21 protein-coding genes are annotated in these 21826 nt (G+C 46.6%); 7 read left to right on the forward strand and 14 right to left on the reverse strand.

Annotated elements, in window-relative coordinates; genetic code table 11:
- Window positions 1–40: 40 nt before the first annotated feature.
- Together ACN6NF_RS13990 and ACN6NF_RS13995 are read right to left on the reverse strand one after the other, a co-directional pair.
- Complete coding sequence (locus ACN6NF_RS13990) at window positions 41–1321, reverse strand: helix-turn-helix domain-containing protein (RefSeq protein ID WP_474318229.1); 1281 nt, start codon at window positions 1319–1321, stop codon at window positions 41–43.
- A gap of 21 nt (window positions 1322–1342) precedes the next feature.
- A complete protein-coding gene (locus tag ACN6NF_RS13995; protein WP_474318230.1) occupies window positions 1343–2161 on the reverse strand; it encodes a carbon-nitrogen family hydrolase in 819 nt (272 codons plus the stop codon).
- A gap of 176 nt (window positions 2162–2337) precedes the next feature.
- Here ACN6NF_RS13995 and ACN6NF_RS14000 point away from each other — a divergent pair, with 176 nt between their 5' ends.
- The 7 genes from ACN6NF_RS14000 to ACN6NF_RS14030 all read left to right on the forward strand — a co-directional run bounded on the left by ACN6NF_RS14000 (window position 2338) and on the right by ACN6NF_RS14030 (window position 9714).
- Complete coding sequence (locus tag ACN6NF_RS14000) at window positions 2338–3519, forward strand: aminotransferase class I/II-fold pyridoxal phosphate-dependent enzyme (RefSeq protein WP_474318231.1); 1182 nt, start codon at window positions 2338–2340, stop codon at window positions 3517–3519.
- A gap of 241 nt (window positions 3520–3760) precedes the next feature.
- On the forward strand, window positions 3761–4966 hold the full coding sequence (gene proB, locus ACN6NF_RS14005; protein ID WP_474318232.1) for a glutamate 5-kinase: 1206 nt from the start codon (window positions 3761–3763) through the stop codon (window positions 4964–4966).
- A 12-nt stretch (window positions 4967–4978) separates the two neighbouring features.
- On the forward strand, window positions 4979–6271 hold the full coding sequence (locus ACN6NF_RS14010; RefSeq protein ID WP_474318233.1) for a glutamate-5-semialdehyde dehydrogenase: 1293 nt from the start codon (window positions 4979–4981) through the stop codon (window positions 6269–6271).
- Between the two features lie 38 nt (window positions 6272–6309).
- Window positions 6310–7176 (forward strand): pyrroline-5-carboxylate reductase, encoded by an 867-nt coding sequence (proC, locus tag ACN6NF_RS14015; RefSeq protein WP_474318234.1) that lies wholly within the window; start codon window positions 6310–6312, stop codon window positions 7174–7176.
- Complete coding sequence (locus ACN6NF_RS14020) at window positions 7173–8384, forward strand: 2,3-diketo-5-methylthiopentyl-1-phosphate enolase (RefSeq protein ID WP_090890212.1); 1212 nt, start codon at window positions 7173–7175, stop codon at window positions 8382–8384. The genes proC and ACN6NF_RS14020 overlap by 4 nt, the downstream gene beginning before the upstream one ends.
- Entirely contained in the window at window positions 8381–9058 is a 678-nt protein-coding gene (locus tag ACN6NF_RS14025; protein WP_474318235.1) for a 2-hydroxy-3-keto-5-methylthiopentenyl-1-phosphate phosphatase, read from the forward strand. The genes ACN6NF_RS14020 and ACN6NF_RS14025 overlap by 4 nt, the downstream gene beginning before the upstream one ends.
- Window positions 9058–9714, forward strand: a complete 657-nt coding sequence (locus tag ACN6NF_RS14030; protein ID WP_474318236.1) for a methylthioribulose 1-phosphate dehydratase — start codon at window positions 9058–9060, stop codon at window positions 9712–9714. Before ACN6NF_RS14025 ends, ACN6NF_RS14030 begins: the two co-directional genes overlap by 1 nt.
- 515 nt (window positions 9715–10229) lie before the next feature.
- Here ACN6NF_RS14030 and ACN6NF_RS14035 read toward each other — a convergent pair.
- From ACN6NF_RS14035 to ACN6NF_RS14090, 12 genes are all read right to left on the reverse strand, one after another.
- The gene (locus tag ACN6NF_RS14035) at window positions 10230–10841 is read right to left on the reverse strand and encodes a flavin reductase family protein (protein ID WP_474318237.1); all 612 of its coding nucleotides are present in this window, start codon (window positions 10839–10841) and stop codon (window positions 10230–10232) included.
- Between the two features lie 163 nt (window positions 10842–11004).
- Complete coding sequence (locus tag ACN6NF_RS14040) at window positions 11005–11787, reverse strand: hypothetical protein (protein WP_474318238.1); 783 nt, start codon at window positions 11785–11787, stop codon at window positions 11005–11007.
- Window position 11788: 1 nt separating this feature from the next.
- Window positions 11789–13054, reverse strand: coding sequence for a multi-tm2 domain protein (locus ACN6NF_RS14045; protein ID WP_474318239.1), 1266 nt, complete (start codon window positions 13052–13054; stop codon window positions 11789–11791).
- Between the two features lie 82 nt (window positions 13055–13136).
- The gene (locus tag ACN6NF_RS14050) at window positions 13137–13607 is read right to left on the reverse strand and encodes a hypothetical protein (RefSeq protein ID WP_474318240.1); all 471 of its coding nucleotides are present in this window, start codon (window positions 13605–13607) and stop codon (window positions 13137–13139) included.
- Window positions 13604–14236 (reverse strand): RNA polymerase sigma factor, encoded by a 633-nt coding sequence (locus tag ACN6NF_RS14055; RefSeq protein ID WP_474318242.1) that lies wholly within the window; start codon window positions 14234–14236, stop codon window positions 13604–13606. Before ACN6NF_RS14055 ends, ACN6NF_RS14050 begins: the two co-directional genes overlap by 4 nt.
- 169 nt (window positions 14237–14405) lie before the next feature.
- Complete coding sequence (locus ACN6NF_RS14060) at window positions 14406–15134, reverse strand: DnaD domain protein (protein WP_474318243.1); 729 nt, start codon at window positions 15132–15134, stop codon at window positions 14406–14408.
- Between the two features lie 3 nt (window positions 15135–15137).
- Window positions 15138–16433: an asparagine--tRNA ligase gene (asnS, locus tag ACN6NF_RS14065; protein WP_016822173.1), complete on the reverse strand. Its 1296-nt coding sequence runs from the start codon at window positions 16431–16433 to the stop codon at window positions 15138–15140.
- A 132-nt stretch (window positions 16434–16565) separates the two neighbouring features.
- Window positions 16566–17762: an acetate/propionate family kinase gene (locus ACN6NF_RS14070; protein WP_013371630.1), complete on the reverse strand. Its 1197-nt coding sequence runs from the start codon at window positions 17760–17762 to the stop codon at window positions 16566–16568.
- Entirely contained in the window at window positions 17759–18631 is an 873-nt protein-coding gene (locus ACN6NF_RS14075) for a 3-hydroxyacyl-CoA dehydrogenase family protein (protein ID WP_013371631.1), read from the reverse strand. The genes ACN6NF_RS14070 and ACN6NF_RS14075 overlap by 4 nt, the downstream gene beginning before the upstream one ends.
- A gap of 136 nt (window positions 18632–18767) precedes the next feature.
- Window positions 18768–20270 (reverse strand): AAA family ATPase, encoded by a 1503-nt coding sequence (locus ACN6NF_RS14080; protein ID WP_474318244.1) that lies wholly within the window; start codon window positions 20268–20270, stop codon window positions 18768–18770.
- A complete protein-coding gene (locus ACN6NF_RS14085) occupies window positions 20263–20796 on the reverse strand; it encodes a hypothetical protein (protein ID WP_013371633.1) in 534 nt (177 codons plus the stop codon). The genes ACN6NF_RS14080 and ACN6NF_RS14085 overlap by 8 nt, the downstream gene beginning before the upstream one ends.
- A gap of 470 nt (window positions 20797–21266) precedes the next feature.
- Entirely contained in the window at window positions 21267–21791 is a 525-nt protein-coding gene (locus ACN6NF_RS14090; RefSeq protein ID WP_474318245.1) for a cell wall elongation regulator TseB-like domain-containing protein, read from the reverse strand.
- Between the last annotated feature and the right edge of the window lie 35 nt (window positions 21792–21826).

Genomic DNA, 21826 nt, shown 5'->3' on the forward strand with positions numbered 1-21826 from the left:
CGATCATCTGATTGTTTTGTGAAAAACGAGTACATTCAGCCTATTTTTTACGCAAAAGATAGACCAGTTTACGATAATACACTGATGATTCTTTATAGCGACGACTATCCTCGGACACTACAGCCAGCGTTTCATATAGCTGCTCAAGCCGCGCTGGATGCTGAAGGGCTTCAAAATAAGGTAAACATTGCAGAGCATGCGTCCAAAAAGCATCCTGTTTTCCCTGGGCAAGCGCAAGCTGGCTTTCATAAAAATCAAGCCCCATTTGCTGATCCGTTGTCAGATTAGTTTTACGCAGCTGATCCAGATGCTGTGAGAGCAGTCCCCAGTTTTTTCGGGCAAATGCAATCTCACAACGGTATATCAGCGTAACGGGCAGCATCATTTGTTGCATTTCCTCTCGCTCCCGACTCACCAGTGCTTCAAAACGCACTACTTCCTCCAAGGCCTTATCCAGCTCGCCAATTGATGTCAGCATAATAATCCGATTGTTCAGGATCGTCGTAAGCATATCTGCCGCATTTTCCAAATAGACCAAGTTGGCCTCCGCCATAGACAACGTTAATAGTGCTTCCTGTACAGAACCCATAGCAAAACAATACCCGCTATAAGCCACGTACAGGCCCGTCAAACGATGAAATAGTCGGTCATCGTATACCCTGCGCATCGTCTGCTCAAATACCTGCTTGGCCTGATCAAACTGCTTGACCTGAATGCAAGCCTCCATCATAATGTTTTGCGCATTGAGCCAATTTTCCGTTCCCTCTTTCACCAGGCGGATGAGCTGTGTAACGTTATTTAGTACATCATAATAATGATTTTTAGAGCGGAAATATTGAATTTTATAAAATAAAATTGCTTTTTTTAGCGGTGCGGGCAACTCCACCTCATCCGAGCGACCAAACTTCTCCAAATAAAAATTCAAATAGGTTTGATGTAAATATTCATAGGCTGTTGGGTCATTTACCTGCTGAAAATAAACAGCCTTCATCAAATAAGTCGTCATTTCCACCACGAGCGAATCGTTGCGATCCTCCAACTGATCCACATAGCTTTCCGTAGTGGGACTAGCCAGCTTGGACAGTTCTGTGAAAATCTTATCTGCTGTAGCCAGCGTCTCCTCGTCCTCTGCCGATGCGCGCAACAGGTAGGAAGGTTGTACACCTAGACGCTCAGCAATTTGCTCAGCTAAATCCTCAGCCAGCGGGTAACGGTCAGCCAGTATATTCGCAAAATGTGCAGGTGTAACCAATCCGTCTACCAACTCTTTACGGGATAGGTTTTTCTTTTTACACAAAAATTCAATGCGTTCCTTAAGCATAGATTATCCTTTCTACACTGATTATCGGTCATACAGCAGGGGACGCCGATCTTCAAACACCGGAATACGTCTACGCACGTCCTGAACCAAGGCTGATTCAATTGATCCTGTGAGAATTTCCTCCTGCTCTCCGCCTTCTGCAATAATTTCTCCCCATGGATCAATGATGAGCGAATGCCCGAAGAAATCGGTATCTCCGCTACGGCCTACCCGGTTACAAGCAATGACATACATCTGATTTTCAATAGCCCGTGCGGTCAGCAAGGTACGCCAGTGGTGAAGCCGGGGATGAGGCCATTCTGCAGGTACGATCAGCAAATTTGCGCCAGACAGGGCCAGACTGCGAGCCAACTCAGGAAAACGGATATCGTAACAAATTGACGCCCCAGCCTGTATTCCGCCATCCAGGGCGAATACAACCTTTTCCTCGCCAGGCTGTAAATATTTCTCTTCATCCATAAGTCGGAACAGATGAATTTTGGAGTACGAAGCTATCTCTTTGCCTGTACGGTCAAAAACGAGCATCGTATTATACACATGACCGTCGCTTTTTTTCTCTGCGATTGACCCTGCTACTACATTCACTTGATGGGTGGCGGCAAATGCTGCTATCCATGCCCGAGTCTCCGTCCCTTCTTCGTCCGCCAGCTCATGAATGCGATCCAAGGCATAACCCGTATTCCACATTTCCGGTAGAACAATCAGATCTGGCTTTTGTTCGGCCTTCACCGCTTGTTCCATTAAAGATCGGATATGACTGTGGTTTTCGGGGGGATTTCCTATCTCTATATGAGCTTGTATAAGTGCCACACCGAATGGCTGAGCTTCCTGATACGTCAAAGTCCTTCATCCTCTCTGTGAGCCGGAACTTCCCGTGTCCTGTCGTCCGGTATTTTCTCCCATCATAGCCCGATTAATCTGGATTACGCAACCATACAAGCTCAATTCCCCCTATACAACTCGGTAAAATCGTGATAGATTGTTTCATAAACTATTCCAAAAGGTCGTGTACATTGATGACTCATTTTTCTATTCCCTCGGCTGACGTCATGAAACAGTTACCCACTCAATTTTTTGCCACACTTGTACAAAATGTAAACCGTGAAATTGCAGCAGGGCATGATGTCATTAATCTCGGACAGGGAAACCCGGACACTCCTACTCCATCTCATATTGTAAAAGCTTTGCAGGAATCGGCGGATAACCCGCTGTATCATAAGTATTCACCTTTTCGTGGTTACAGCTTTCTCAAAGAAGCCATTGTCCAGCGCTATCAGGAGGATTACGGTGTGACGCTTGACCCGGAAAGCGAGGTCGCCATCCTGTTTGGCGGAAAAACAGGCTTGGTTCAGCTACCGCAAGTTTTGCTCAATCCCGGCGATGTGTGTCTCGTCCCTGATCCCGGCTACCCGGATTACTGGTCTGGCATAGCCTTGGCTAAAGCGGAAATGTCATTTCTCCCCTTAAAGGAAGAGAATCGTTTTCTGCCCGATTATGAGGCCATTTCCGAAGAAGATCGCCGCCGCGCCAAATTAATGTTTCTTAATTATCCGAATAATCCCACTGCGGCAACTGCTCCACTCTCCTTTTACGAGGATACGGTTGAATTTGCGCTACGTAACGGTATTGTGGTTGCCAGTGATTTTGCCTATGGTGCTATTGGATACGATGGCGAACGGCCAGTAAGCTTCCTTCAGGCCGAGGGGGCTAAGGATGTGGGGATTGAGTTCTATACCTTGTCCAAAACATACAACATGGCCGGCTGGCGTGTTGGTTTCGCGCTCGGTAATGCCAAGATCATCTCGCTAATTAATTTGCTACAGGACCATATTTATGTAAGTCTGTTTGGCGGTATTCAGGCGGCAGCGGCGACAGCTCTGACGTCCTCACAGGAATGCGTAACCGAGCTGGTTGCTCGCTATGAATCACGCCGCAACGCTTTTTATGATGCCCTTGGTCAAATAGGCTGGAAGGCGACGCGTCCAAGCGGCTCCTTCTTCAGCTGGTTGCCTGTGCCGCAGGGCTATACTTCGGCTTCCTTTGCGGATCTGCTGCTGCGTGAAGTCAAGGTAGCTGTCGCTCCAGGGATTGGGTTCGGTAGCAGCGGCGAAGGATATGTGCGAGCAGGGCTTCTGAGCTCAGAAGCTCGACTGGCCGAGGCGGCTGATCGAATCGGCAAACTAAACCTGTTTGGTTAAGCCGTATTTTCCAGCTACAACTTCTTTGCCAAACCTGGTCTTTTCGTGGTATTCTGTATCCAATATCATTTAGCGCGTTGAAGGGACTACTAAGAGAGGCTCAGTCCTGTTCAGAGAGTAAATTCCGATAGGCTGCGAGAATTTACCTGGACTCTCTCCCAACTCCTATCCCCGAGCGCCCTGCGCAATCAGGCGGTTCCTGCCGTTAACAGGTTTTAAGTCGGATGATCATGAATCATCAATGAAGGTGGTACCGCGGAAGCACAAACTTTCGTCCTTTGCATACAAAGGATGGAAGTTTTTTTGCATTAAAAAGAGTAAAATTAAGGAAGTGGACGTCTTGTCAACACGTATCGTCATTAAAATCGGTAGCAGCTCCCTGACTGGAGTGGAAGGTGGTCTGAATCGGGAAGCCATCGCTTATTTTGCTAGGGAAATCAGCTTGCTTCGTGCAAAAGGCCATGAAGTGCTGCTGGTTACATCAGGCGCTGTAGCCGCCGGGTTCCGGGAGATTGGGTATCCCTTTCGGCCCAAACTGCTGCATGAAAAGCAAGCGGCAGCTGCCGTCGGCCAGGCTCTTCTCATGCAAGCCTATGAGCAGGCTTTTAAAAATTTTGACCTCGTAATCGCGCAGGTTCTGCTGACCCGTAGTGACTTTTTGAGCCGCAAACGGATGAACAATGCCGGAATGACTGTAGAAGAATTACTGCGCCAGCAGGTTATCCCGATCTTTAACGAAAATGACACCGTATCGATTGACGAATTGAAATTCGGCGATAACGATATGCTGTCTGCACTGGTTGCCAATCTGGTCAAAGCTCAGCATTTGATTATCATTACGGATACCGATGGCGTATATACGGCTGACCCGCGCAAGCATCCAAACGCTGTACGTTTTGAACGTATCGAGGAAATTACAGAGGAGATTTATGCATTAGCCGGAGGTTCTGGATCAGCAGTAGGAACTGGCGGAATGCGATCCAAAATCGAGGCTGCTAAAGTGGCTACACGTGGCGGTGTGCCTGTATATGTGGGACGAGTAAGCGAAAATGGTGATCTGGACGCAGCCGTCGAGGGGCACGGACCGGGCACTTATTTTGATACTCACCTCTCTTCACTGCCGATGAAAAAACAATGGCTTGGCTTTATGTCCACCCCTCTGGGCTCGGTGCATGTAGACCAAGGGGCCGAAGAAGCATTGGTACACGGAGGACATAGTCTGCTTCCGGTTGGCGTACAACGTGTCGAGGGCAGCTTTCATGCCGGAGATGTCGTTGAGGTGCTGGGACCGGAAAATAAGGTGTTAGGACGAGGCATCGTCAATTATGATGATGAACAGCTTAGAATGGTACAAGGTTTACCTAGCGGCGAGGTTGTGGGCAAAATTGGTCCCATCCATCGGCTTGAGGTGATCCACAGGGATGAATGGATTACATTATGTATGTAGGGAGGCCATAATATGAGTGATTTTACGACAAACATAGCGATAACAGAGGATAACCCCTTCAGTGAAGTACGAACCAAAGCAAGTCTTGCGAAAAAAAGTACCGGGGTTATGAACCGACTAACTACAACACAAAAAAACGAAGCATTGCTTGCTATGGCAGAAGCTCTAGTGAACCATACAGAAGAGCTGATTGCAGCAAACCATAATGACCTGAAACGTGGACGGGAACTGGGAACGTCGGAATCACTGCTCGACCGCCTCAAACTGACCGAGGAGCGAATCGGGGCTATTGCTGAAGGATTGCGGCAAATTGCGGCACTACCTGATCCGGTCGGCGACACGCTTGAGCAAATTGAACGTCCGAACGGTCTGCGAATTGAGAAAATACGTGTTCCGCTGGGTGTCATCGGCATCATATATGAAGCGCGTCCAAATGTGACCGTGGATGCTGCGGGCCTGTGCTTGAAAACAGGCAATCCGGTTGTGCTGCGCGGTGGTTCGGCTGCTCTTTTCTCCAACCGCAAGATCATTGAAGTGCTCCAGCAGGCGCTAGACGCAACAGCCGTGCCACGCGAGGCGCTTCAACTCATTGAAGATTCAGACCGTGCCTCCGTCAACGAAATGCTCACCTTGAACGGCTTGCTGGATGTGATTATTCCACGCGGCGGGCGTTCACTCATTCAAAATGTTGTGCAAAATGCTACCGTGCCTGTCATCGAAACCGGAGCTGGTGTCTGCCATACGTTCTTGGACGCTACAGCGAATGCAGAAATGGCCGAAGCGATTACACTCAATGCGAAGGTACAAAGACCGTCCGTCTGCAACTCGATGGAAACACTGCTCGTACACTCGGATTATGCACAGACATATTTAACAGGATTGGCTGAACGTTTTCGTGATGCTGGGGTTGAGCTGCGCGGATGTGCACGGACACGAGAACTAGCGCCTTGGGCTATTCCTGCCACGGAAGAGGATTATGGCACCGAGTACAATGATTACATTTTGAATGTCAAAGTCGTAAACAATTTAGACGAAGTACTGGAGCATATTGCCCGGTATGGCACGATGCATTCAGAATGTATTGTTACTGAGAATAAAGCTCATGCCGAGCGTTTTCTGCAAGAAGTGGACGCGGCGGCCGTGTACCACAATGCATCCACCCGCTTCACGGATGGCTTCGAGTTTGGATTTGGTGCCGAGATCGGAATCAGCACACAAAAATTACATGCCCGCGGCCCCATGGGATTGCCTGCCTTGACTTCAACCAAATACCGCGTGTACGGTACTGGACAAATCAGGGAATAATATCATAAATCAATTTGTATCTTTGGAGGTATGAATCCATGTGTGAATCACAAACAAAGGTGTTAATTAACGAGCAAATTACGTTTTTCGGGGCAGGTTCAATGGCTGAGGCTATTATTCGTGGGATGACGAATCGTTCTGTCGTTAAACGTGGCGGTATTACCGTCATCAACCGCAGTAATCAGGCTCGTCTTGAGGAACTCCAACAGCAATACGGAGTATTGTTCCAAACTGAGGATGCAGCCAAAACGGAACTGCTGCGTCATTCTCCAGTGATCGTGCTTGCCATGAAGCCTAAAGATGCTGCCGGGGCCCTTGGACAGCTCGGTCCCCTTCTCTCAGATGAACAGCTGATCATTTCGGTCATCGCCGGGTTGTCTATTCGTACCATACAAACGTTGCTTGGTCGCAAACAGCCAATCGCACGGACGATGCCCAACACATCCAGTTCAATTGGACTGGGAGCCACAGGCATCAGTTTTTCCAAGGAGATCAGCGAAAGTCAACGTAAAAACGTGCTTACGATGTTCGAATCCGTAGGTACAGTAACGGTTATAGAGGAAGAGAAAATGGATGTACTGACCGGCATTTCCGGAAGCGGCCCTGCCTATGTCTACTACTTAATGGAGGCCATGATTGCCGGGGGAATCCGCGGTGGCTTGACTCCTGAACAAGCGCATGAACTAACAGTGCAAACTGCGCTTGGCGCAGCACGCATGGTCCAGCAAACCGGAGAGGAGCCTTCTGCCCTTCGTCATAAAATCATGTCTCCTAATGGCTCCACGGTAGCTGCATTGGAAACACTGGACAAAGGTGACTTCTACGAAACAGTGATTGCGGCGGTGCAGCGCTGCGCTGAACGATCCCGCGAGATGGGAGCTGTACTTAAGGAGGGAATTGAGTGAGCTATTGCCTGGCGACCTACCGAATATACGATGACAAAGCTGATTTTAAGCAAAAGGCCCAATCTATTGCCATCGGCATGACGGTGGGCAGCTGGACTGAGCTCCCGCAGGCCAAGCGGGATGCGATGCAGAAGCATCTCGGCTCTGTTCAATCTGTGGATATTCACGATGGAGGTCCCGGTGAGCGGTACGCCGACTTAACGATCGCTTACCCGGATGTCAATTTCAGCCGTGATATTCCCGCATTGTTAGTTACGGTCTTCGGCAAAATTTCGATGGACGGCCGAATTAAGCTGACGAAGCTGGGTTTCTCGGAAGCATTCCTCTCTGCTTTTTCAGGTCCGAAATTCGGTATCAGCGGCTTGCGTGAGCAACTTGGCGTGTATGACCGGCCTCTGCTCATGAGCATTTTCAAATCCGTAATTGGGCTCAATTTGGACGAACTGCGTGAACAGTTTACCCGTCAGGCTCTCGGCGGCGTTGATCTGATTAAGGACGATGAGATCTTGTTTGAAAATGCGCTGACGCCGATTGAAAAACGTGTCGAAGCCTGTATCCGAGCTGCCGAAGCGGCTGAACGTGAAACTGGTAAAAAGCTGCTGTATGCCGCTAATTTAACCGGTCCAACCTCGCAGCTCAAAGCGCAAGCCCTCAAGGCTATCGGCGCAGGTGCGAACGCATTACTATTTAACGTGCTGGCCTATGGTTATGATGTGCTGCATGAGCTTAGCAGCGATCCCGCGGTTTCGGTACCGATTGCAGCCCATCCTTCATTAGCAGGTGCTGCATACCCATCACCTCATTATGGTATATCGGCGTCCGTCCTGCTTGGTCAGCTTATGCGGCTAGCTGGTGCTGATCTCGTTCTCTTCCCTTCCCCCTATGGCTCAGTGACAATGCCGCGTAAGGAAAACATGGCGATTCGCGACGAGCTGATCACCCCTGCTCTACCGCTGAAGACCAGCATGCCTGTCCCTTCCGCAGGGATACACCCCGGTCTGGTGCCACTCATTGTACGCGACTTTGGTACTGATGTGGTGGTTAACGCCGGGGGCGGTATTCACGGACATCCACTAGGTACGGAAGCTGGTGGGCGCGCTTTTGTGCAGGCGATTGAGGCGGTGCAGCAGAATGTCCCGCTGGCCCAATACGCCCGCACTCATCCTGAGTTGCAATCTGCGCTCGACACGTGGGGAGGCGAACGATGAGCACAGCCAAGAAGCCTGTCATTTTTTGTGATTTTGACGGGACCATTACGAACAGTGATAATATTGTCGCTATTATGAAGCATTTTAAGCCTGTGGGCTATGAGCCCATCATGCATCAAATCATGAACGGGCATATGTCCATTCGTGAAGGCGTAGGTGCGATGTTCGCCTTGATGCCTTCGAAGCTTAAGGAAGACGTTATCTCATATGTACTTGGACAAGCGGGTATACGTCAGGGCTTTGCACGCTTTTTGGACTTTGTACGAGAGCAGCAGATTGAATTTTTCGTTACTAGCGGCGGCATTGATTTTTTTATTGATCCATTGCTCGAACCGTTCGGCATCCCGCAGGATCACATTTTTTGCAACGGAGCGGATTTTTCCGGGGCTCACATCCAGATCACGTGGCCGCATCGGTGTGAGGAGCCGTGTAAGAATGACTGTGGCATGTGCAAAACGACCGTCATTCGTCAATACCCTCCCGAGCAATACGAACGGATTTTGATTGGCGACAGCCTGACGGATTTTGAAGGAGCTAAAATTGCCGACCTTGTGTACTCCCGCTCACATCTGACATTAAAGTGTCAAGAGCTTGGCGTACCGCATGTACCCTTTGAGACATTTGACGATATTATCGAGGATTTAAAGCAAAAACAGGAGCAGGGGGTACTGTAATGAGTTTTAACTTGGCAGACATTTCGTTTGAGGAAAAACGCCGTTCACTGGAAGAACTCGCTGATGTCAAGGAGCTATTCGCCTCTCGCAACTGGTTCCCAGGTACAAGCGGTAATCTGTCGATCCGAATCGGTAATTTTCACCCAGAACAATTTTATTTTGCAGTCACCGCTAGCGGCAAGGATAAGACCAAACGTACTCCTGAGGATTTTCTGTTCGTAGACCAATACGGAAAAGCGGCAGAAGCCACAAACCTCAAGCCAAGTGCAGAGACACTCATCCATTGCGAAATTTACCGCCTGACAGGCTGTGGAGCAGTTTTTCATGTGCATACCGTATTTAACAACCTGATTTCCGAATATTACGGCGAGCAGGGCTTTGTACCTGTGCAAAGCATCGAGCTCATTAAGGCTTTTAACATTTGGGAGGAAAATGCAGCCATTCAGATTCCCATACTGCCAAACTATGCTGACATCGCCTCGATTGCCAAGCTGGTACCAGACGTGCTGAATGATCAGGTTCCAGGCATTTTATTGCGTAATCATGGCATTTATGCATGGGGTCGTGATGTGTTTGAAGCTAAAAAGCATCTGGAGGCGTTTGAATTTCTGTTTGAAACGACCTATCGCTCCTTGCTACTGAAAACTTCAAAATGAATAAATCGTATATATTAAAGATGCGTATCATTGAATGGTAAAAGTGATCATTGAATATCGAGAACGGAACCTAGCGAAAGCACGGAACGTTCTTTTTTTATTTAAAAAAGCAACCTATCCTACTGGCTACCTAAAAACTACCCTGTTTTTCTCAAATGAAGTTTTTTAATCCCATGAAGGTATCACTGCAAATTAAAAGGCAACTGGGGTGATAAGTTGAGTAAAGAATTAAAAGATATAATATTAATTTAGAAAAGCAGTTAATGCATGCTCGAAGAGAGGATTTTGAAAAACTATTAGCTCATGACTATATTGAGTATGGCTCGTCGGGTAGAAAGTACGACAAGTCAATGCAATTAACCTTTTTAAAGAGTAGGCCTCCATTGAACCATATCCCATTTATAATTACTGACTTTAACATAAGGTTGTTATCTTCAGAAATGGTGCATGCAACTACTGTACTGAGTCGAATGATACCGGAATTAAATCATTAAGAAGTAAAAAAACAACGTCCCCTATTGGGGACGTTCCAGCGTGAATTGCTCTCCTAGCTTTGCATAGTTGTTTCCAGCCAACCGACTCACCGGACGCAACTCCTTGGCAATCACATATGTATTTTGGTACGCTTCCTCTGATAAATGATACTGCACTACGCGCCCAATTAATAGGTCACAGGCAGGTGTGTCCTCCTTGCCTCCCAGCGGTATCACCTTCTCCAAAACACATTCCATACGTATTTTCGCTTCAGTCACACCGGGAACTGCAATTTTTGTACTCTTTATTGGGGTGAGACCTGCCAGTGTAACCTCACTCTCCTCCGGCGACAGACGAGAAGCCGTCACATTCACTGCCCCCACATTGTCTTCGTCTGTAATATGTACGACAAAAGCATGGTGCTCCATCGCATTACGTGCTGTATCTTTGGAAACTCCATTGACACGCTGTACGGATACAGACAAAAGTGGCGGCTCGGCGGCAACGATGGAAAAATAACTGAACGGAGCACCATTCAGCACCCCTTCGCTGCTCAAAGTCGTTACAAACGCTACCGGCCTTGGGATAATACTCCCGGTCAACAGCTTATAATTTTCACGCTCTGTAAGTGTGTCAGGATTTAATGTAATCATTTTTCCCCCTCTTTTCCGATTACATTCGCTTCGAATGCATATCATCAAGTCACGCCTGGTAAGCAACTACATCTTATAACTAGTGACATGGTGAAAATCCAGGCTTCCTTAACAAGTATCGCGTGAATGATACAAAATGTAAAGCTGAAGCTAGAAGCTCTCTCTATTTTTCAATCACATTTCCCTGACTGTCACGCACAGTAACCGCTATTCCCTCAGGCACGGCAATGGTAACGTCAAGCTGATGATGTGTCTGCATAAAACGTGTGGGAATCTGGCTGAGAAGCACATATAACGTATCTCCAATATGCTTGGTTTGATAGAGCTCCTCATCTTTGAAATCATCCTCACTGCCTGTATATACATAACTTCCAAATACATGCACCTCCGGTGAGGTGGTAGCGTCAATTTTGACCGCATAGGGATCTTCTCCCTGTACAATCACCTTGGTCACTCCGGCAGGCAGTTTTTCATGCCAGTCTGGAAGAACCCTTGTTTCCTGAACTGAACTCATCATTTCTCTGACTTGCGGAGTGATGCCCAATGAGCTGACTAAGGCAAATCCGATACAACAAAAAACCAATATCGCCGTAATAAACATACTGAACAGATCATAGCGAATGCGCTCACGTGTCCCTTTCCAAGCGGTATACATTAAAATCTCCAGTCCCAGCAAAACAAAAACAACAGGCCACCACGTCAACGCTTGATCCAGTATGCCCGTTCCCCAAAATTTGGAGGCAAACGTTACGCCGCCCAGCAGTACCAGAAAAAGTCCCATGGACAGCCTTCCAACTTTCCACACTCCTGCTGGAGCGTTTGAGCTCTTGGTGTTGCCATTCTTATGGGATGAAGTACCCAATAAGCCTATTGCACCAGTCACGTCGCTCTGAGAGTGATGGGCTCCCTTAAAGGAAGCCTCACTCTTTGAAAATTCAGTATCCATTTTATCTTTTCTCCTTTGCTCGCTTAGATTTGGAATTACCGATCATCATCCAAATACCGCCGCCAATTAATAGGAAAGAGACAATAATGGTTCTTAAATACATGTCAACTAAATTGTAAATTTGTCCATCTGGGAACAGACGGTCCAGTGTCGGAACAAGTACGTTAATCAAGATGTAGTATGCACCCAGCAGAAGTAATCCCAAGCCTACCCAGCGGTGATATTGAGCAAACATAGCGATCACAGGCTTGTCGATCAGCTGCTCCTGCCCATAACGGCTTACCTGCTGCAATGCATCAAAAAAGCTGTAAAACCAGACCACCGGGATTAGGAACAAAAAGAGTGAAAGATGCAGCACGTCCAGTATATAAATAAATCCTAAAAACAGTAGCATGAGCTGGAGTCCACGTTTTTGCAAACCAATATACATATGTCCAGCACCAGGAAATACCGATAAAATGGTAGCCAGCATTTTACTACGACGTCCCTCAACTCTTCCATGCTCCAGTTCCTCAAACAAAGTCCGGTCCTGAAGAATGTCCCCAGCTTGTTTACGATGTACATGCTGCACCGCATCAAACATGCAATACAACCAAATAATCGGCAACACGCCCGCAAACGCCAAAAATCCGGATTCATTCGTTATGCTAGTAATAAAGACAAGGATCGCGCCAAAGCCAAAGAAGGATAGCAGAAAAGACAAGCCACGTTGCATCAGCCCCAAATGAAGGTGTCCCAATCCCGGAATGAATGACAGCAAAATCGTAAAAAAGCGTTCATTGTCTGATCCTTTTTGAAAAGTAGGTGATCCTGCCATACCATAGTGCCCTTGTTGATAATGGTTATACCCTGGGTCAGATCCCATACCTGCTCCCGGGGTATTCGTGTCTATGTCTGTTGCCCCCTCCGGTATCTCTCCTGATAACCCAGTCTGTCCATAAGACCCATTTGGAGAGTAAAAGCCATATGGATTAGAACCTGCATGAGGAGGATATGGAGCAGCGACCGCACGAGGATCATAACGTAACAAGCTAATCACGATATGCAGCATGCAGAGTCCCCATAAAAGGGCAGCAATAAACATACCCACCAAAAAAAACGCTCCGTCACTTGCTACCACTGACAAAAATATTCCCCCTGCCAGACATCCGAAAAACAAAATGGTATAGACAAACGCATTGGCTTTTCTGGTCCAGTAATAGTGTCCTACACCCGGAATGATGTTCAATAGAAATGCCAATAGCTTGCTTCGTTCCGTATAAGGCATCGCTACACTTCCTTTCTATTTATGGAATCTTGGTAAAATTCCCAACTGAAGTTTAAACTTGTTCGTCTTACCCTTAACTTATTTAGGGCTTTAATTTATCGAGCCAGGTTGTCGTAGCTTGCATGACTTCTTCACTGTAAGAGACGTGTTCTTTGGGAGGAAACTGCTTATCGCCTGTTTGCGGCATCATTTTGTCAAAGGCTCCACTGGATAGCAAAATCAACGTCAGACTTGCGGCAACAACATAGTGAAACACAGGTTTTTCAAACCAGCGGCGTTTTTTGAACATAATTTGACTCGGTTCAGCTTCTATATCGGAAAGAACGGCCATTACCTGATCTGTGAAGTGCTCCGTATCCATCCAGGCAGAGTGTACTTTCAGGGTTGGCTCTAATTGCTCCAGTGCGGCAAGATATGACATTAGTGCTTGTTCATCTTCCAACAAGAGCTTTTCCAGCCGTGTAGTTTCCTCTATCGTACAAGTTCCTGTAATGTATGCATGCCAGTCATTCGTTTGTCCTTCCATCCACGGTCTATCCTGTTGGTCAGTCATTGCCATTCCTCCTCCTTCCAGTGATTTCGTATCCATAGTCGTGCCCGATAGAGTCTGGACTCTACCGTTTTTAAAGCTACCTGCGTCTCTTGTGCTATTTGATCGTAGGTTTTGCCCTGCATATAGTAGGCTTGAATAATATCCCGATGTTGCTGGGGTAACTGGGCGATTTTTTGTGATAGTTCTACCGTTTGCTCTTCGCGGATGAGACGGGCCAATACATCTTCATCCGGGGAAGGGAGCTGCACAAGGGATTGTGCCACGTCTATAAGATCTGCGGGTCGCCTGTCTTGTTTGCGTTTAATATCCAGCGCTTTATGGAGCGCAATTCGGCTCAGCCACGTTTTAAATCCTTCGTTCCGGTACTGGGGGAGAGACTTGTACACTTGAACGAACGCCTCCTGCGCGGCATCCTCCGCTTCCTTGCTGTCATGCAGTACCGAATAGGCCACATGGAATACATGCTTGCTGTACAGCTCTACGATCTCACGGAACGCCTGCCGATCACCGGACCGGATTCGTTCAATGATTTTCTCTATATCAATGACGCTCTCCCCCTTCCCAATACTATAGACGCCAGGAATTTTTCTCCCCCTGCACATTTCGAAAAAAAAATTTAAAAAGGACACACCCTCAAAATCGGAAGGGTGTGTCCTCTATCCTTAAAGTCTACTTACTCACTTTAAATTTCTGCCCTACATGTTGCACAGGCGATACTCCGCGTTGTCCATGTATCGCCATTTCAACGTGACAGCCATAGCGCATCAATTTACTACCTAAATGGCTCAGTCTGCTACTTTAATTGCGACCGCCACCACGGAATCGCTGGGCATATTCTTTCGCATCCTGTGCATTACGAACCCGGTTTCGGCTCCACTCTAGCAGAATGCGATCTATATACCGGAAATGTACCTTCCCAGCAAACACTGCTTCCTTCAGAGCCAGCAAAATCAGTTCCTCCGGATATCGATCCTGATCCACCCAACTGCTGATCGTTTCATATTCCATCGGTGATAATGGTCGGCCGAATTCTTTCTCAAAAATCGTGAATAAATTTCGTTCTTCTGTAATGGGGGATTCTGATATTCCATTCAGTACATCCGGCTTCCCCGCAAACAAAATGTCATCTTCATCGTGCTGCTCCGAACGCTCGGCGATCATACATTCAGCCAGCTTGCGATACAGACCCGCCAAGTTATAACGTTCAAATTGGACAGATGAGCTGCGGTCTTCCACGGAATCTATTCGCAAAAACCCTTCTTTCATGAGCTTACTGAAATAAAGCGCGATTTCGTTTGCAGTACACCCGATACGAGCCTGCAATTGCTCCCATGTCGGAAATTCATTACGTTCCGCTTGTTTAAATGCAAGTAACTGCATCAGTAGCAGCATTTCACCATCCGTAAGCCGAAGCGTCCGATAATGCTTGAGCAGAGCGTAGGGAATTTGAACCATTCCGGTTTCCATAGCATAGGCTACTCCCTCCGCCCATTCTGCCGCTGATGTCTTATCAAATGATCCTGTCATTGATTATGGATACAAACGATACAGCATACGTGGGAACGGAATCGTTTCACGTACATGATCGAGTCCACAAATCCATGCTACTGTACGCTCCAGTCCCAATCCAAAGCCAGAATGCGGAACGGTACCATAGGTGCGAAGATCCATATACCATTGGTAGGCTTCACGTGCCAGGTTATGCTCGTTAAAACGTTCTTCCATCAATGCTGGATCATCAATCCGTTGGGAACCCCCGATAATTTCGCCATAACCTTCAGGAGCGATCATATCGGCGCACAGAACAACCTCTGGGCGGGATGGGTCAGGTTTCATATAGAATGCTTTAATGTGAGTCGGCCAATGCGTAATGAACACAGGCTTGTTATATCTTTCGGCAATAGCTGTTTCATGAGGAGCACCGAAGTCTTCCCCCCACGGGATATCGAATCCTTCACCTTGAAGGAAGGCAATCGCCTCATCGTACGTAATCCGCGGAAACTCGCCTTGAATTTGCTCCAGCTTCGAAACATCGCGTCCGATAGCTTCAAGCTCCTTCGCACAATTTTTCAGAACAGACTGCACGATATGGCTTACAAACTGCTCCTGAACACGCAAGGATTCTTCATGATCCACAAAAGCCATCTCAGGCTCGATCATCCAGAACTCAATCAGGTGACGACGTGTTTTGGACTTTTCCGCACGGAAGGTTGGACCAAAGGAATATACTTTACCCAACGCCATTGCCGCAGCTTCCATGTACAGCTGTCCGCTTTGTGTCAAATAAGCATCCTCGTCAAAATATTTGATGTGGAACAACTCTGTTGTGCCTTCAGCAGAAGAAGGTGTCAAAATAGGCGGGTCTACCTTCGTAAAACCGTTGCCGTTAAAAAATTCCTGTACAGCACGGATAATTTCCGCCCGTATGATCAGAACCGCACGTTGCTTGGCGGAACGCAGCCACAAATGGCGATGATCCATCAGGAAATCTACACCATGCTCTTTTGGGGTAATCGGGTAGTTTTCGGTCAAATGAATGATTTCAATACCTGTAACCGTTAATTCGTAACCCGATTGACTGCGCGGCTCCTCTCGCACGATTCCAGTTACATAAAGGGAGCTTTCTTGAGTCAAGGATTTGGCATCATTCCAAATATCCTCAGACACTTCGCTTTTTACGATAACCCCTTGAATATACCCGCTGCCATCACGTAGTTGCAGGAACTGAATTTTACCGCTAGACCGCTTATTGTTTACCCAAGCGCCAATTGTAACCGTTTCCCCTACATGGCGGCCCACTTGGGCAATCGTACTTTTATTTGTCATGACCGTCTCTCTCCTTGAACCGAAAATCAAACAGCCCTCCCCCTTGGGTTAGGCTGTTTGCTCTCGCTGTTTGGTGCATGTGGTACTTAAACCATAGTACCACATGTATAAAGTTTACACTTACGGACCGAACTACTGAACCAGACGGAACGTGTCACGGGCAATTACCAGTTCTTCGTTTGTTGGAATGATCAGTACTTCTACCTTCGAATTTGCAGTTGTAATCCGGCGAATCTCGCCAGAACGAATAGCGTTCAATGATTCATCAAGCTCAATACCGAGGAATGTCAGTTGTTCCAACACTCTCTTACGCAGAACGATGGAGTTCTCGCCTACGCCTGCTGTAAATACAATTACGTCTACTCCGTTCATTGCGGCAGCATACGAACCAATATACTTGCGCAGACGGTATTCATACATTTCAAATGCCAATGTAGAATTAGCTTCGCCTTTTTCCATACCTTCAGTGATTTCACGCATATCACTGCTGATCCCAGAAATAGCTAGAAGTCCACTATGCTTGTTCAGCATCGAATTGACCTCATTGACAGTCAATTCTTCTTTGTTCATCACATAAGGCACGATTGCTGGGTCCAAATCACCACTACGAGTACCCATCATAAGTCCTTCCAGCGGAGTCATACCCATGGAAGTATCTACAGACAAACCACCTTGTACTGCTGTGACACTACCACCATTACCGATATGGCAAGTGATAATCTTCAGGTCTTCCAAAGGACGGCCGACAAATTTGGCAGCTTCCTTACTTACAAAGTCATGGGAAGTACCGTGTGCACCGTAACGACGAACCTTGTACTTATTGTACAACACTCTCGGTATGGCGTACATATAAGCTTTTTCTGGCATGGTTTGATGGAACGAAGTATCAAATACCACAACTTGCGGTACTTCTGGCATATTCAATTCAGCCGCTTTAATCCCCATCATGGATGCCGGGTTATGCAGTGGAGCCAGGTCGAACAAGCGACGGATTTCACTCTTCGCTTCAGGTGTTACGAGCGCTGACTGTTTGAAGATTTCGCCGCCATGAACCACACGATGACCCACAGCCTGAATTTCGCTAATGCTGGAGATAACACCATGCTCTGCATCTGTGAGTGCATTCAGTACTTTACGGATGGCAGTAGTATGCTCCAAAATTTCGCTAACTTCAGTGTATTCTTCCTTATTGGTTGGTTTGTGCGTCAGAATCGAAGAGTCCATACCAATACGCTCTACCAATCCTTTTGCCAAAACGGACTCGTCCGTCATATCATACAATTGGTATTTCAGGGAAGAACTCCCTGCGTTGATTACGAGAATTTTCATATCCGGTCACCATCCTTGTCATACTTAAAGAAGCCTTCGCCCGATTTCACGCCCAGATTACCTGCACGCACCATTTTCTTCAGGACGATGGACGGACGGTATTTCAGTTCGCCAAATTCACGGAACATCCGCTCCAGAGCCGCCAAAACGGAATCCAGTCCAAAGCGGTCAGCCATTTCCAAAGGACCGTTTTGGAAGTTGTAGCCGATGCGCATAGCATCGTCGATATCTTCCGCAGAAGCTACGCCCTCTTGAAGTACATGAGCTGCTTCGTTAATCAGCAGACAGATAATCCGGCTAGTTACAAAGCCAGGAGATTCATAAATCATGACTCCTTTTTTCTCCACGATTTCTTCCACGAACATTTTCGTGTTTTCAAAGGTATCATCTGAAGTTTTCAAACCACGAATAATTTCTACAAGATCAATACGGGATACTGGATAAATAAAGTGCATACCAATAACACGCTCTGGATACTTGGTCGAGCTGGCAAGCTCGGTCAGGCTCAGCGTGGATGTATTACTTGCAAGGATGATGTTGCTTGGACATACATGATCCAGCTCTTGGAAAACAACTTTCTTCTCATCCAGATTCTCTGTAATGGTTTCAATGACCATATCACAGCTAGCGAGCTCCGCCAGATGGGATACTTTTTCAATGCGAGATAAAATCAGTTTTTTCTCTGCTTGGGTAATTGCCCACTTTTCCAGTTGCTTGTCTAGACTTGTTTCAATCATATTATAAGCGTAGTCTAGTTTCTCTGGTGTCTGCTCTACTAGCAGCACATCGATTCCTTTGGACGCTAGCATTTCAGAAATACCTTGTCCCATGGTGCCGCCGCCAATGACGCCGATTTTTTTAAATTGCATGGTTCTTAACTCCACCCTTTCCTGGTCACTCTCATATATTGTATCCTTCTTTGTCGAAAAATACATGTTTATGTCCCAATAGATAATAATATCTTAGCACGGACTAAAAGTAAAAAAAAATAACCAGCATAAAAAATTATGCTGGTAATAAAGCATTTTCACTAAATTGACATCTAAATTGATCTCCGGACAGCGTTTCTTCCTTCATCAGGATGTCAAGAGAATTGTCGAACACAGGACGATGCTTTTCCAGCAACTCCAAAGTCCGGTTATGCAGGTCATTCATAATCTCGCCATTTTCCCGCATGAGTTCTTCTTTTGTTACCATGTCCATATTAATAATGCCAAGTGAGGTCAAACCGGAGGTCATCATCGTATGAACGATGTTCAGCGCCTGTTCAAAATCATTACTTGAGCCAGTACTTCGACCACCGTAGTACATTTCTTCTGCAGTAGCCCCTGCGAGTGAGATCATAATCTGCTCCTCCAGGTACTGCTTGGTATATAAGTAATGCTCTTGCTGTGGGTTGTGACGCACGTAACCGAGCGCTTTCCCACGCGGGCTGAGCGCTACTTGACTTACGCTACCAGGACGGACGATTTCAGCCATAATAGCATGTCCCAGCTCGTGAATCGCTACACGTTTTTTCTCTTCCAATGTCGATTCTCGGTCTGTTTTTTCACCCATCATCACCTTGTCAATCGCCATGGACAGATGACTCTGCGCAATCATTTGCCGATCCTGTCTCATTGCATAAATAGCTGCTTCATTCATGACGCTCTCCAACTGTGCACCGGAAAAACCGTAAGACTCCTCTGCGATTTTGTCCAAATTAGCATCTTCCTGAATCGGTTTGTTTTTGGCATGAATTTTAAGGATATGAAGACGGCCCTTCTTATCAGGCAAATCTACTTGAATATGACGGTCAAAACGTCCTGGACGCGTTAAGGCGCTGTCCAGCATTTCTTTGCGGTTTGTTGCCGCAATGAGCAATATCCGCGGTGTATCTGCCGAATAAATGCCATCCATTTCTGTCAGCAACTGATTCAAAGTCTGATCATATTCTCGTTGCTGTCCACCTTCACGCTTACCGCCAATAACATCAATCTCGTCAATAAAAATAATTGCATTTTCTTTCTTTTCCTTGGCTGCACGAGTGCGAGCCTCCCGAAACAACTCACGGACACGACCTGCACCAACACCCACATACATTTCAACAAATTCACTGCCTGAAGCTGCAACAAACACAGAATTGGTATAGTGTGCAGCTGCTTTCGCCATCAGCGTTTTCCCTGTTCCCGGAGGGCCAGTGAGCAAGACGCCTTTCAATGGTCGAATGCCAAACTTGGAAATTTCATCATGTCGATTCAAAAAATCCAAGGCTTCACGCAATTCCTGTTTAGCGCTTTCTTGTCCACCAATTTCCTCAAAAGTCAGCTTGTCCGGACCATTTTTTTTACGTTTGCGCTCTTGCCCGGCACCTACGGCCAAGCCGCCACGAGCATGCATGAGCATTAACAAGCCACTGAGCATCACGCCCGCAACCAGAAGAGGGATAATATTCACCCCAATAAAAACGAGAAATATAATGGCCACCGGCACAATACCGATTAATATTTCCTTGATCCATCTAGGCATTAGGCCATACCCCCATTTGCTGAGATTGACGTGGCAAAACGATAAACTTTGTCGCATTGCCTTCGCTGAGTCGGATATAGACATTGTTCGAATCCATATCGGTATCAGCCTTGATACCTGCTTTTTTCTTTTTCATCTGTTCAACAGTAGATGAAATTTGAGTATATTTTTTATTTTCCATCGCTTCGGCAACAGGAAACATAGCTTCAGACCACCATTGATTCAGTGCTGAATTGGAACGATCTGCGATATCCAGCTTAATAGTGCGGCTGCCAATGATAGATTGCCCTTTTTGCTTAACCACATCAACCAATCCGGCCACATCCGCCTGCGGTTTGAGATCTAGTTTCAAAACGACCTGATCCTGTTTAATATCTATTTGAGCGCTTGTCACGCCTGGATATTGAGATACCAGTTTTTCCAGAGGACTTTGCATTGTAACCTGACGGTAAATGAACCATCCCCCAAACATCAACAAGGCTGCCAATACGGCCGCCACAACAATAGGAACTGCACGCAATTTCAAACAACATCCTCCTCTCAAAATGTAAAACCTAGAAGAAACGGGACGAATGTCAACAAACAACCAAATTGCATGATCGTATAGTGATCAGCAACTCATTTTTCTATCATTTTTGTCTATCACTTATAAAATATAGTATATCATAACGTGAATCTAATATCGAAGGCAATGTGTGGAGGAGTTGTGATAAGGCAAAAAGATGCTTCGCTGGCTTTCAGTCCAGCTTTACGGCGTAGCAATAAAAAAAGACGCAAATACGAATTTCGTCGTATTTGCGTCTTTTTTTATTTTCAATCATTTCAAGCTATAAAGACTGAGTATAAAAGTTGTTTGGAGTGACTATGGCGGTGAGCCAGCGGAGTGGCCCATTTGAAACTAAAGAAGTGAAGCGATCGTAAGATCAAATGAACTACGCAGCACTCCTAATGCTTTTGGGCACTTCCAAACCACCATGCCCACACTTAACTTCATTGCTAGTAATTAGGTAAAGTATACTTTATCCCCGTCGATGCTCCATCTGAGAAACGGTAAAAGGTATAGTTGTGATGGCTTTCATCATCGTAAAACAGTTGCCATACATATTCGCCATTGAACACACTCGGTTGGAGCCTTACAATTTTTGCATTCGGAAGTTGCTGCTGAATTATCGCTGTCATTTTTTGCTCGTCGACTCCGTTTTTCATCAGCTCGGTATGAACACCGCTCGGATCTGCGACAGGTACGTTAGGTTTACCCTCCATTTTTTGGAAAGGAACCCACACCATTATATTTTCATTCTGTGCGTTTTTTCCTTGAACCACCCAATATATCTGATCCCACACAGACTTCCATGTCTGAGTCGTGCTAACCAGACCACCTGATTGCTTGGCCTTCATGATAGCGGCATTTTTCTCAGCCACCTGGTCTTGAGTAACATAGGAATAATACCAGAAAATGCTGACCAGGATCAGTATTACGGCCAAAATGGCGACCGCTATCCATTTCTTCTTATTTTTCAAACCTGTGCTTCCTCTCTAAGGGGATGTGACACCTG

Source organism: Paenibacillus sp. TSM33, assembly GCF_056099025.1.